This is a genomic window from Enterococcus hirae ATCC 9790 (assembly GCF_000271405.2).
Classification (GTDB): domain Bacteria; phylum Bacillota; class Bacilli; order Lactobacillales; family Enterococcaceae; genus Enterococcus_B; species Enterococcus_B hirae.
In genome coordinates this window covers 1,745,370-1,758,778 of sequence record NC_018081.1, presented here as the reverse complement: position 1 = coordinate 1,758,778, position 13,409 = coordinate 1,745,370, and the positions used below count along the sequence as shown (strand labels likewise).

Annotated in this window: 11 protein-coding genes; all 11 read right to left on the bottom strand. The window is 37.6% G+C overall.

Annotated features, from left to right (window positions below):
* Window positions 1–119: 119 nt before the first annotated feature.
* Window positions 120–1,937, bottom strand: a complete 1,818-nt coding sequence (locus EHR_RS08375; RefSeq protein WP_010718517.1) for a polysaccharide biosynthesis protein — start codon at window positions 1,935–1,937, stop codon at window positions 120–122.
* A gap of 11 nt (window positions 1,938–1,948) precedes the next feature.
* Window positions 1,949–2,713, bottom strand: a complete 765-nt coding sequence (locus tag EHR_RS08370; RefSeq protein ID WP_010737946.1) for a tyrosine-protein phosphatase — start codon at window positions 2,711–2,713, stop codon at window positions 1,949–1,951.
* Window positions 2,714–2,732: 19 nt separating this feature from the next.
* The gene (locus EHR_RS08365) at window positions 2,733–3,428 is read right to left on the bottom strand and encodes a CpsD/CapB family tyrosine-protein kinase (protein ID WP_010737947.1); all 696 of its coding nucleotides are present in this window, start codon (window positions 3,426–3,428) and stop codon (window positions 2,733–2,735) included.
* Window positions 3,429–3,438: 10 nt separating this feature from the next.
* Entirely contained in the window at window positions 3,439–4,218 is a 780-nt protein-coding gene (locus tag EHR_RS08360; RefSeq protein WP_010737948.1) for a YveK family protein, read from the bottom strand.
* Between the two features lie 842 nt (window positions 4,219–5,060).
* Window positions 5,061–7,136 carry a glycine--tRNA ligase subunit beta gene (glyS, locus tag EHR_RS08355; RefSeq protein ID WP_010737949.1) on the bottom strand — a complete coding sequence of 692 codons (2,076 nt, stop codon included), beginning with the start codon at window positions 7,134–7,136 and terminating at the stop codon, window positions 5,061–5,063.
* 1 nt (window position 7,137) lies between these two features.
* Window positions 7,138–8,055, bottom strand: coding sequence for a glycine--tRNA ligase subunit alpha (gene glyQ, locus EHR_RS08350; protein ID WP_010718522.1), 918 nt, complete (start codon window positions 8,053–8,055; stop codon window positions 7,138–7,140).
* A gap of 355 nt (window positions 8,056–8,410) precedes the next feature.
* Entirely contained in the window at window positions 8,411–9,223 is an 813-nt protein-coding gene (recO, locus tag EHR_RS08345) for a DNA repair protein RecO (RefSeq protein ID WP_010718523.1), read from the bottom strand.
* Window positions 9,224–9,384: 161 nt separating this feature from the next.
* The gene (gene era / locus EHR_RS08340; protein ID WP_010718524.1) at window positions 9,385–10,284 is read right to left on the bottom strand and encodes a GTPase Era; all 900 of its coding nucleotides are present in this window, start codon (window positions 10,282–10,284) and stop codon (window positions 9,385–9,387) included.
* Window positions 10,285–10,296: 12 nt separating this feature from the next.
* The gene (locus tag EHR_RS08335) at window positions 10,297–10,704 is read right to left on the bottom strand and encodes a diacylglycerol kinase family protein (RefSeq protein WP_025480126.1); all 408 of its coding nucleotides are present in this window, start codon (window positions 10,702–10,704) and stop codon (window positions 10,297–10,299) included.
* Entirely contained in the window at window positions 10,688–11,164 is a 477-nt protein-coding gene (gene ybeY / locus EHR_RS08330) for an rRNA maturation RNase YbeY (protein ID WP_014834527.1), read from the bottom strand. The genes EHR_RS08335 and ybeY overlap by 17 nt, the downstream gene beginning before the upstream one ends.
* A 41-nt stretch (window positions 11,165–11,205) precedes the next feature.
* Window positions 11,206–13,401 carry an HD family phosphohydrolase gene (locus EHR_RS08325; protein WP_010737951.1) on the bottom strand — a complete coding sequence of 732 codons (2,196 nt, stop codon included), beginning with the start codon at window positions 13,399–13,401 and terminating at the stop codon, window positions 11,206–11,208.
* Between the last annotated feature and the right edge of the window lie 8 nt (window positions 13,402–13,409).

Genomic DNA, 13,409 nt, shown 5'->3' with positions numbered 1-13,409 from the left:
TGCGATTTGAATAACGTATCCCTATGCAATTTTTGATCGCAGGAATCGTATAATCCAGCACATAAAGCAATGATTTTACTACTTTACTAATAGTACGTTCAGCTTAAAACAGCTAGTTTCTATTGATTAGAAGCATTGGCAAAACGAATCACTTCTCTTGCTAATTGTTTCTCATCTTTTGGCAAATGACGGATAAAATCCATCACTTTTTGATTTGAATAACCTTTGATGTTTCCGACAAAAATTTTTTCATAGACAGCTTCATCGTTTCTCTCTTTATCCAACAGTAGTTCTTCATATAGTTTTTCCCCAGGACGGATACCCGTTTCAAGAATCTCAATTTCGTCTTCACGATAGCCACTCAGGCGAATCATATTTTTGGCAAGGTTGACGATTTTGACTGGTTCACCCATATCTAAAATAAAAATCTCTCCACCTTTAGCCAAGACTCCTGATTGAATAACCAATCGACTTGCTTCAGGAATTGTCATAAAGTAACGTGTCATCCGAAAATCAGTAATCGTGACTGGTCCACCTTGCGCAATTTGTTCACGAAAGACAGGAATCACACTTCCTCGTGAACCTAATACATTTCCAAAGCGAACAGCGGAAAATGTTGTTCCATTTTTTTCGTTCAATCCTGTTACAATCATTTCTGCAATCCGCTTTGTCGCTCCCATCACATTAGGTGGATGATTCGCTTTATCTGTTGAGACCATCACAAAATTCTTGACTTTCGCTTGTTTGGCTGCTTCCGCAACATTTTTCGTTCCAAGAATATTATTTTTTACTGCTTCTTTGGGATTTACTTCCATGAGAGGAACATGCTTATGTGCTGCAGCATGATAAACGATATCTGGGCGATAGTTTTGCATGATCTCATTGATTTTGTCACGATCTTGAATATCTGCAATGAGCGGGACGATTTTTGTCTGCTGATTTTGCTGATTCATGCGGAGTTCCCGATCGATCAAATAAATCGAATTTTCCCCATGTCCTACTAGTAATAATTGTGCTGGGGAAAACTGGATAATCTGCCGACAAATCTCTGAGCCGATCGAGCCACCCGCACCAGTCACAAGAATGGTTTTCCCTGTCAAATGACCTTTGATCGATTCAATGTCCAATTCAACTTCATCTCTTTCTAGTAAATCAACTACGTCAATTTTTTTTAATTTTGTGACACTGACTTTTCCAGAAGCGATTTCTTCCATTGAAGGCATCGTGTTTACTTTGACATGCAAGGATTCTACCATTTGAAAGATATTCCTGATTTTTGTTTTGGATAAGGAAGGAATGGCGATGGTAACGATTTGTACATCATGTTTCTTGATTAGTGCAGGGAGGTCTTTGATCATACCGATCACTTTTTTTCCTGAAAGATATGTATTTTGCTTATTAGGATCATCATCAACAAAACCAATGACATAGGTGTCACTTGCTGTTTTTGATCCAAGTAAGATATTTGCCAAAATTCTACCGCCTTCACCAGCGCCTACGATGATCGTCTTCTTGGCAGTGGCTCTAGGTTGTAGCTTTGTCTGCTTTTTCTCAATGTAAAGACGCCACTCCAGACGGCTTCCCATGATTAAAAGCAAAGACAAAATATAGGTAAAGATCGTTAGACGTAACATATACTGATGATTGATAAAAAACAAGACAAAAAGATTTGAAATCATAGTGATCGACAAAGAAACAAAAATCGCCCTGATTTCTTCTAAATTCATATAGCGATTGATCCTTGTAAAGACTTTAAATAAACTCCCATAAAACAAATAGAAACCTATTGAAACGCCTGTAGAGATGAACATAAAATCCGTTGATACTTCTGCGAATGGCTTCATGAATCTAATTGTAGCAATGTTTGCCAAAAACAACAATAAGCTATCAACTCCTATCAAAATAGCAATCTTTCTTTTTCTTGTGACTTCAAACACCTTTACTCCCCCTAAAATAACCCAAACTTCTTCTTTTTTATCGCTTGATAAGTTGGATAATGAATCTGCTCCCCATTGATTAAATCTTTGGCGACTTGTTTCATTTGTTCAACTTTTTCGTTATTGAAGTCTTTAGCGATTTGTTCATAACATTCTTTTAAACAAAAAGAACGTCGCTCAACACCGTGAGCATCCGAAGCAATCATTTGTACAAGATTGTACTTGACCATTTTTTTTGCTGTTTTTTGGATTTCTTTGCCAAAGCGCCCCAGATAACTTGGCGCTGTCAGCTGTGTCAAACAGCCCATTTCTAGATAAGGCAACAAACGATTCGGATCTTTTGCAAAATAAGTATTACGCTCAGGATGCACGATTACTGGTATTTTTCCTAGTTTCAACAGTTCAAAAAAAAGGTTCTTTGCATATAACGGTACTTCTAATGTAGGAAATTCAATCAACAGATAAGTATCATTTAAATCTGTAAAAAGAAGTTCATCTCGGTGAAGCGCTTCAAGCAATTCTCCAGTAATACGAACTTCTTGACCTTCTAATAACACCAACGGTAAATTTCTTTTATCCAGCTCTTTTTGTAAAGTGGCGACTAGGGGAATGACTTTTTTCTTTTGATTACAATACTTGCCATTGTTATGGTGCGGTGTACATAAAATATGAGTAATCCCTTGTTCAACCGCTTTTTCAGCCATTGCTAGGCTTTCTTCCAGGTTTTGCGCACCATCGTCAACTGCTGGTAATAGATGACAATGTAAATCGATCATTCCCTTTACCTCCTCTTTATCATTCATAATAATAACTTGTATCTTTGCTTTGTTCGACTCCGTTATAAACAATTCCCAGTACCTTTGCCTGAGCCATCTCTAATAATTTTTTTGCTTTCACAACTGCTTCTTTTCGTGAAGTCTTTTCACGTACTACCAGAAGCGTACCATCTGCCTTTGATGACAAGATTTGAGCATCTGTCACAGTTACAATCGGCGGCAAATCAAACATCACGATATCATAGAGCTGACTTGCTTCTACCATTAGTTGATCCATTCTTTTCGAGCTTAACAGCTCTGATGGATTAGGAGGAATCGGTCCACTTGGTAATACCGATAATTCCTTGATTGCCGTTTTTTGGATCCCTTTACTGATCGTTTCAGTTGAACTGAGTAGATTACTTAATCCATAGTGATTATTTATTTGAAATGCTTTGTAAATAACTGGTTTTCGCATGTCAGCATCAACTAATAACACTTTCTGACCAGCTTTTGCAAAGACAACAGCCAGATTTGCAGCCGTGGTCGATTTCCCTTCACCTGGTCCAGATGACGTGACCACGATCGTTTTGACTTGTTGATCATTGATTGAAACAAATTGGATATTGGTTCGAATCGTTCGGTAGTGCTCAGCCGCTGCTGATGAAGAATTAGTTAAAGTAATCAAACGAATCGGTTGAAGTAGTGTTTCTTTTTGTTTTATGACACGTCGCATGTTTTCCCTCCTACACTCTCGAACGAGCTCTACGAGAAGCTCTCGCTTGTTCACCAGTTTCATCGTTTATTGTCACCGGTGCATTGTTGTTTTTGTCATTTCTATTGAAATCTTTGGCAGTCATTTCTGGTACCGTCCCTAAAATTGGAAACCCTATGACCTCCGAAAGATATTTTTCATCTTTCACAGTCTGGTCGAACAATTCCAATAACAGAGCTATCCCCATGCCAATCATCAGACCTAAAATAAGGCCAAGGGCAATATTTATTTTTTTATTTGGTGACACCGATGTTCCGTCCGCAACCGCTTCAGAAATGATCGATATTTTATCAACATTCATCACATCTTTTGCTTTCGTTTGAAACACCTCAGCTGTGGTATTCGCAATTTTCTGAGCATTATCTGGAATCGAACTAATCGCTTGGATAGAAAACATTTGTGAATTTTCGGATTGATTCACTGTGATTGCTTGTTTGATTTCTCCAACCGTCATTGCTAGCTGATCTTGCGTTTCTAATTGATCTTTCACTTCACTTAAAACTAAGTCACTAATAATCATATCTTTGTAGGTGTTAATCATTTGTAAATTCGTATTCACATCATTGACATTCGTAATATTTGACTGAGGCAACGTGACAATCAATTGGGCTTGTGAACTAAACTTGGGTGTTAAAATAAAGAATGTAACGAAACTTGCTACCGCCAAACCAACTAACGTTGAAATAAATAAGGTCAACAAACGCTTACGAAATACTCCGATGATCTCTTTTATACTAATTGTCTCTTCCATTTCTCTCCACTTTCCTGTTACTTTCCTAGATTCATTTTTCTTTTAACACATGACATCCTGCTGATGTTACTTGTTCTCATAAAATATACTCATTTCAGTGAAGCTTCGTGAGACTTCCATCCTATGAACATACTTAGATAATAAAATGACATCGATTTCTAAAAAAATTTTTTAGTTTATCATTCAGATGATAATTATTATCATCTAGAGTAAGATACTGGATCCCATCGTTTTAAAAACTTTTTATTCCCAAAAAAATAAATCGTTACTTTATCTAATCGCTTCCAAATCACGGGAAATTTGCTAATTTCATTAGACAAGTAAAGAATTTCTACCTGAGACCCTATTTACTATTATCCCATTCATAACAAACTTTTCTTGTCATGAATAACAATTTTTCTATATTAATTATACCTAACTTTCATTTTTAAATAAAGGATGATTTAAAAATAACAAAAACTATGCATTTCACTCAATAGCACTGACCGATTGTTCTCTTTTTACCAAAAAATGTCATATTGTTCTGATTCGTGAAAGAAAAGTCGCTTATTGCTAGATAGCATGAATAAAAACGATATACACTACATAAATAGAGTCTGAGGTATTAAGACCTTAAGCTTACTTTTTACACTAAGATGAGTAATTGTTATGAAAGCATCCACTCTGGTACTTTCACAATCTTATCGACGGCGTTCAAAGATCTGCACTTCGGTAATCAGTCAAAAAATAAGCCGAAGCATTTAAAAATAGAAGAAACTATTTTCGGATGCTTCGGCTTATATCTCAGAGCTAGACTTGTCATAACGCTTGTTTCAAATCAAGTTGGCAGAGGGCTACCTGATTTATTTAGTGATAATCTGATCTAAGCTTGCTATTGATAGTGCCATTTCAGCAATTTGTTTCAGCTGTGCCAAACGATTGTTACGGACAGCAGGATCGTCTATCATGACCATGGTTTGGTCAAAATACGTTTCTATCAATGGACGTAAAGCAACAAGTTGATCATAATCTTCTTTCAGCGTTTGTGTACCAAATTGTTTTTTCATTTCTGCTACCGCTTGATAAAGTGCTGTTTCAGCTTCATTTTCAAATAATGCAGGATTAATCTCTGTTGTCGTTGTTTCTTGCGCTTTCTTCGCTAAATTAACCACTCGAGTCAATGCTTCCATCGATGGCTTAAACTCTTCCTCATCTAAACGTTCTTTAAACAGTTGAGCTGCTGCAAAAACTTTTGTCAAATCGCTTTGTTTTGCATTCAAAACTGCATCAATCACATCGTGTCGGATTTGTTTTGTAGTTAGTAACTGACGGAAACGTCCTTTGATAAAATCAATGACTGCCTGTTGTCCATCCGATAACTGGACGCCAAAACGTTCTTGATCTTCATTGATTGCCTGGTCGATTTCACGTTGTAAACGAACCAATGGAAATGCCCAATTTTTTGCTTCGATGATGCGGACAATCCCATACGCTTGACGACGAAGAGCATACGGATCATTTGACCCACTTGGGATCATTCCAACTGTAAAGAAAGAGAAGATACTATCTAATTTGTCTGCAATCGCTAATACTGCACCAATTTTGGTTTCTGGTAAGTCACCTTCACTTGAAATTGGCAGATAGTGTTCCTTGATAGCTGTTGCTACAGCTGATGTTTCGCCGTGTAATCGCGCATATTTTTCACCCATGATCCCTTGAAGCTCTGGAAACTCACCTACCATGTTGGTCACTAAATCAAATTTATAGATTTCAGCAGCACGTTGTAAATCCGTTAACTCTTCTGGTGATAAGCCGACAGATTTACCTAAAATACGAGCAATAACTTGTACTCGTTGCATTTTTTCGTAGATGCTTCCAATTTTTTCATGGAAAGTCACTGATTTTAATTTATCAACAAAAGTCTCGATTTCAATCTTTTTATCTTCATTGTAGAAAAACTCTGCATCTTCTAAACGAGCAGTCAATACTTTTTGATTTCCACGGATCACGTTTTCTAGTTTGACACGATCCCCATTTCGAGCAGAAATAAAATGTGGCAAGAGTAATCCTTGGTCATTTCTTACTTCAAAATAACGTTGGTGCTCCTTCATTGAAGTAACCAATACTTCTTCAGGGACAGACAGATATTTTTCTTCAAAATCGCCAGCAAAAACTGTGGGATATTCGACTAAATTATTCACTTCTTCTAATAACTTTTCGTCTAAATCGATCGTCCAATGGTTTTTCTCTGCTAATTCTGTTGCTTGTTGGACAATCATTTCTTTTCTTTTATGTGGCGCAGCTATCACGAATTGTTCTTGTAATTTTTCTTCATACTCATTGGCATGAGCGAAACGAACTGTTTCTCCTAAGAAACGATGACCACGTGATGTGCGATCTGTTGTAACATCTAAAATCTCGAAAGGAATCACTTCATCATCTAGTAAAGCAACAATCCAATGAATAGGACGAATATATTCGAAGTCAAAATTTGCCCAATGCATCGTAACAGGAAATGTCAAACTTTTGATGACATCTGCAAGTCCAGTCAATACTTCTTTCGCTGGTTGTCCATGTGTATATTTGGTTACGTACACATACTCTACACCCTTCAGCTCTTTAAAGGTAATATCGTCAGTCGTCAAACCTTGACCACGTACAAACCCTTCTGCGGCTTTCGTCCAATTTCCATCTGAATCCAATGCGATTTTTTTAGCCGGACCCTTTAATTCTTCTTCGCTATCTGCTTGACGTTCTGGGATATTGGTTACTTTGATCGCTAAACGTCTTGGCGTTGAAAAAGTTTCGATTGTATCATAAGACAATTGGTGTTCATCTAAAAACTTTGCTGTTTTTTGTTCCAGTTGTTTCATGCTTGGTGTAACTACATGGGCAGGCATTTCTTCCAACCCGATTTCTAAAAGTAACTCTTTTGCCATGTTATTCAGCCTCCTTAACCGTTTCTGGATTTGCCGTGTTTTTATTCAATAAAGGAAATCCTAATTTTTCACGCTCTGCCACAAAAATCTTTGCAACAGATTTTGCCATATTTCTGATACGTGACAGATAACCAGCACGTTCTGTGACAGAAACTGCCCCACGAGCATCTAGTAGATTGAATGTATGGCTGCATTTTAAAATGTAATCATAGGCAGGATGAACTAAATTTTCATCAATGCATCGTTTAGCTTCTTTTTCAAAACGATCAAAATTACTTAATAATAGTTCTTGATCACTGACTTCAAATGAATATTTGGAGTGCTCGTATTCAGGCTGTTTGAAAATCTCCCCATATTTTACGCCATCTGACCATTCAAGATCATAGACACTTTCTACTTCTTGGATGTAGGATGCCAAGCGCTCCAAACCATAAGTAATTTCAGATGTCACTGGTTTACATGGCAGACCGCCGACTTGTTGGAAATACGTGAATTGTGTAATTTCCATTCCATCGAGCCAAACTTCCCAACCAACACCGGCACAGCCCATCGAAGGGTTTTCCCAGTTATCTTCGACAAACCGAATGTCGTGTTCCAAAGGATCGATCCCCAATAAACGTAAACTTTCTAAATAAAGTTCTTGGATATTTTCAGGTGATGGTTTCATCACTACTTGGAACTGATGATGTTGATACAGACGGTTCGGATTTTCCCCATAACGACCGTCGGCTGGGCGACGAGAAGGCTCTACGTATGCTGCATTCCAAGGCTCTGGTCCAATTGCTCGTAAAAAGGTATATGGGCTCATTGTACCTGCCCCCTTTTCTGTATCATAGGCTTGCATCAACATGCACCCATTTGATGACCAAAATTTTTGCAACGTCAAGATCATGTCTTGTACAGATAATTTTTTGCTCATTTAAAATGACTCCTTCCACTTCTAAATAGTTTGCTGAGAATTTGAAACAACAAAAAGTCCCTATGCTTGTCTAAACAAACATAGGGACGAATAACTTCGCGGTTCCACCCTACTTCCGAAAATTTCGGCAGCTTCATTGTCAGTACTCCCAAGTGCCTCTTCAAAAACCGACAGCATTCGGCTCACACCCTCCCGAACTCGCTTTTGCTACGTATTTTTTACTGATCTTGTTCAACGTACTTTATTCTTTTATTTAGCCAATCAAGTTTTTGTACAAAACTCTCATTTATCTAGGTTCCATAATAGACGTATAGTTAGGCTTTTGTCAAATAGTTTTGAATGTTGATTGAACATTCTACTCATTTTTTTGGTTTTCAGAAGCACTTTCTCCTTCCGGATCAGGCTTTTTTAGGACATGTTCCCATGATTTCATTTGATCAATGAACTTTTTACTTTTTAGATGAATCCCTACGTATTCTTCGTATAACTGGTCAATCAGTTGCCTGATCGTTGCTTTAGTTTCGTCTTTTAAATTGATCCCTGTGATCTTATCATAAGAAATAGCAGAGAACATACGCACGAAATAAACAGCTCTTGGATCTGCATGATAACGACGGTGATCCATTGACCAATGTTCTTCGCACAGCACGCCTCCATATTTGGAAGAATAATCAAATTTACCTTGTGTTTTACCACACACCACACAATGTGTCCAAATCGGTGCAATCCCAAAGCGTTGCAATAATTGTACCTCAAAGATGTTAGTGATGATTTCCGCGTCGTCCCCCTGATCCATCCGTTGCAATGCTGCTTGTGTAAATTGAAAAAGATGGGGATCATATTGATGGTCTTCGATCGCTGCATCCACTAAGTTTAACAAATACGTGCCGTAACCACTTAAAAAAATGTCTTCTTGAATTTTTCTAAAGGAGTGAACATCTTTTACGCTGGTTATAAACGAAAGTCCTTCACTTTTAAACGTACCAATGTAGATTCCTTCAGTAAAAGGGAGCAGTGCAGGTGCTAATGGTTGGTTTTGCCGGTGAATTCCTTTGACATAAAACATCAGCTTCCCCGCAGACTCAGTAAAAATTTTCACTAATTTGTCTTTTTCTTTATAATTTCGACTGGACAATATGATCCCTTTTGATTCGGCTAGCTGGCTCATTTTTTTCGCCCCCCTTTTAGAAAAAGAATAAGGAAAAGAAAAATCATTCACTGAATCATTTTCCTTTCCCACTTATTCTACTCATTTTCTTGTCTTCTGACTTTTACACGCGGTTTCGTCTATCGAATAATCACGTTCAACTCATTTTTATCTACTTAAAGTTAATATTCCTCTTTGCGGTAACCAAAATCTTGTAAATAAACTCTTTTATCGCGCCAATCTTTTTGAACTTTAACCCATAGTTCTAGAAATACTTTGTCACCAAGCAAATTTTCAATATCTTTTCTTGCTTTCGTCCCAATTTCTTTTAGCATTTTACCACCTTTACCGATGATAATCCCTTTTTGACTATCACGTTCAACGATAATGGTTGCTTGAATTTGGATTTTATCATTTTCATTGCGTTTCATTGAGTCAACAACAACAGCCACTGAATGTGGGACTTCATCTCTAGTCAAAAACAGGACTTTCTCACGAATCAATTCCGAAACGATAAAGTATTCTGGATGATCCGTTACTTGATCATCCGGGAAGTATTGAGGACCTTCTGGCATCTCAGCGATCAACACTTCCATTAGACGGTCCACATTGTTCCCTTCTGTAGCCGAAATCGGTACAACTTGTGCAAAAGGCATTTGTGCCGAATAATCTTCGATGATTCCTAATAATTCATCTGGATGAACTTTATCGATTTTATTGATAATCAAATAAACAGGTGATTGAACATTTTTTAATCGTTCAATAATAAAATCATCCCCACGTCCACGTTTTTGATCCGCACTGATCATAAATAAGACAGCATCCACTTCTCTTAGTGCACTGTAGGCTGATTCCACCATAAAATCACCCAAACGATGTTTTGGTTTATGGATTCCCGGAGTGTCGATAAAAATCAACTGTGCTTCTGGTGTCGTATAAACGCCTTGGATCTTATTTCTGGTCGTTTGTGCCTTGTCACTCATGATAGCAATTTTTTGCCCAACGATTCGATTTAATAATGTTGATTTGCCAACATTTGGTCGTCCCACAATAGCGACAAAACCTGATTTATGTTCTAACATATTATTCTCCTTTTAATTAAAAAACATTTGATAGATTTTAGGTACAAATAAAATGAGACCGACGATCACTGCAAAACAAGCGGTGACTAACACTGCTCCTGCCGCCATATCTTTGATTTTTTTCCCAATTGGATGGAAATGAAAATCGGTAAACATATCCACCACATTCTCAAAAACAGTATTTAAAATCTCAACGATCCACACCAGAAAAACTGCTAAAACTAACCACAGCCATTCTAGTTGATTCAGTTGAAATACAACTCCCATAAAAAACGCCAGCAACCCAAAACCTACATGTTTTTTCATATTACGTTCCTCATCAAAGACTGTTTTAACCCCTTGAAGAGCAAATTCTACTGACATAGCGAAGTGCTTATTTTTCTCAACCTTTTTCTCGCACTCTTTATCTTTTAAGTCCATAAGCATCTAAAATCTCTTTCTGTAAACCAAACATCTCTGCTTCATCTTCGGGTGTCATGTGATCATAACCATTGATGTGCAAAAAGCCATGCACTGCCAAAAATCCCAACTCTCGATCATACGAATGACCATATTCTTCCGCTTGTTCCTGGGCACGCTCAATTGAGATCATGATATCTCCTAATACTCGTGGTAAAGGATTATCGCCTTCTTCAAAAATCACGGGAATTTCGTCTTCCCCTTCGTCTTCTAATGCAAAACTAATCACATCTGTTGGGGCATCTTTGCCACGGTAGACACGGTTGATTTCTTGGATTGCTGCATTGTCCATAAAAGTAACAGACATTTCTGTTTCCTCGGGTAATTTCAAATGAGCCGCTGCAAATTGCAGAAGGTCCTCGATCTCTTTGATTTTTTCTGTTGAAACTTTCTGTGTTTCATCCATAAATGTGATGTCCATATTTATCGCTTCTTTCTTACTTATTGCTGATATTTTTTATTTTAGCCATTTTCTTTTTCTACTTTCATCGTTTCCGCTTCCGATTTCATTTTAGGATATTTGATCCGTGAATGGAAGGTACTACTTAACCCACTGATCAAAGATTTTTCCACTTTGCGAATTTCTTTTAATGTTAAACCACTATCATCAAGTTGACCATCAGAGATTCGTTCTTCAATCAAATTATGGACAAATTTTTCGATTTTTTCACCTGTTGGATGATCCATTGCCCGTACTGCCGCTTCACAACTATCTGCAATATTCACGATGCCGGCTTCTCGGGTCTGTGGTTTGGGACCAGGATAACGAAATTGTTCTTCGGTGACTTCAGGATTTCTTTCTTTTGCCTTGATATAGAAATACTTCATCAATGTTGTTCCATGATGCTGTCGGCAAATATCGATTACCATTTGCGGCATGCCATATTCCTCTAAAATTTTCGCTCCATCGGTCACATGACCAAAAATGATCTGTTTACTATCTTCCGGTAATAAGAAATTATGTGGATTCTCAGCACCAGAAGGCAAGTTTTCTACAAAAAAGCTAGCATGTTTGATTTTACCAATATCGTGGTAGTAACAAGCTACACGTGTCAATAATGACCGCCCATTGATCTCAGCCACTGCGTTCGCGCTTAAATTGGCGACCATCATACTGTGATGATAAGTTCCTGGTGCTTCTTCCAATAGCTGTTTTAACAATGGATGGTTAGGATTACTTAACTCATTCAAGACGATCACACTATCATCGTTGACCATCAATTCGATATACGGATGTAATCCCATCGTTAACAGATACGACAGCAAAGCCCCCATAAAGCCACAAATCAGTGTTAACCAAGTTGTTCCATTACTAAAGCTCATACCTTGATAAACGATCAACACAACATCCATCATCAACGGAAAAATAATGACCCACATCATAGCTGAAAACCATTGTTCTGACACTCGTTGGCGTTTTAAAACCGTCGCTAATAAACCTGAAAAAAGATAAGCCATCAAGATAACGGTCAAAAAGTTGGTCCCAATCGAGCCATAAAAAATAAACAATGCAGATACGGCTTGGAACAAGGCAGCCATGATTCCTGCCCTCCGGTTCAAAAAGAAATTTAAAACTAAAGGAACAAAAGCTGCAGGATAAAACAGCGGGATAAAAGCTGCTTGTTCCGTTTGGAATAGTTGGAAAAATTTCATTAATAACACACTGATGGACATAGCCGTAACATAAAAGAGCACATATTCTGTTCGTTTTCCGGCTTCATGGTACTGCATTGAGTTGTAAACTAAAACAGCAATTTGCAATAAGACTGCTAAGATCATTGCTACTAAAGGAAAAATTGACGTTGTTTGACTGGTCAATCCTAATAATTCAAGCTTTTTCATTGCATCTGCATCGATTTGATTTCCTTCACGAACAATGATTTCGCCTTGATAGATCATGACCGGTTGAACCGCACTCCTTGCTGATTGTTTCAATTCCTCTGTTTTCTTTTCATTTAAGACATCATTTACGACGATTCCTTGATCGACAAGATAATGGATCGTTTGTTGTTGGTCAGGTGTCACGTTCAAATATTGGATCTGTTCTTCCGCCTGTTGCTTGAAGGTTTCTAAATCACTTTCTCGAACTTGTTTTTTCATTTGTTCATTGATCAATCGCAGACTTTCATCTCGGACTGTCGCAATTTGACTATCTGACATGCCAAAGATTTTTGTGTAAAAGTTAGTCGGTAATTTTTGATAAAATGCCACGTTTTCAGCATTAGCATTTTCAAAACTCTTCTTTAGAGCTGCAATTCGCTCATCTATAGTTGGTTTGGGAACATTCTCATTTTCTTTTGCTTTATCCACTTTTTCTTTATACGCTTTATTGATCGAATCATTTGTTTTATTGATCAATTCAAAAAGCTGCTTGATGCGACTACTTTGTTCACTCGCCAAATCTTGTTGATACGTATATTCTGGCGTAACAGCTTCCGCTGCTAGTTTTCTTTTTTGTTCCGTTTCTTCTGTATTTTCGATCGTTTTATTCGCACGGATACTTTCTTCTGCCACTTGTCCTTCTTTGAAATCATTGGCTTTTTGCTTGACGCTACTGAACGTAACGCCACAAACGATCACAAAAAACAAAAGCAATAAGAAAGGCATTGCCGCCTTTCCTAATTTTGCTTGCAGTTGTTGGAGTATTTTATTCAACATTCGCTTAT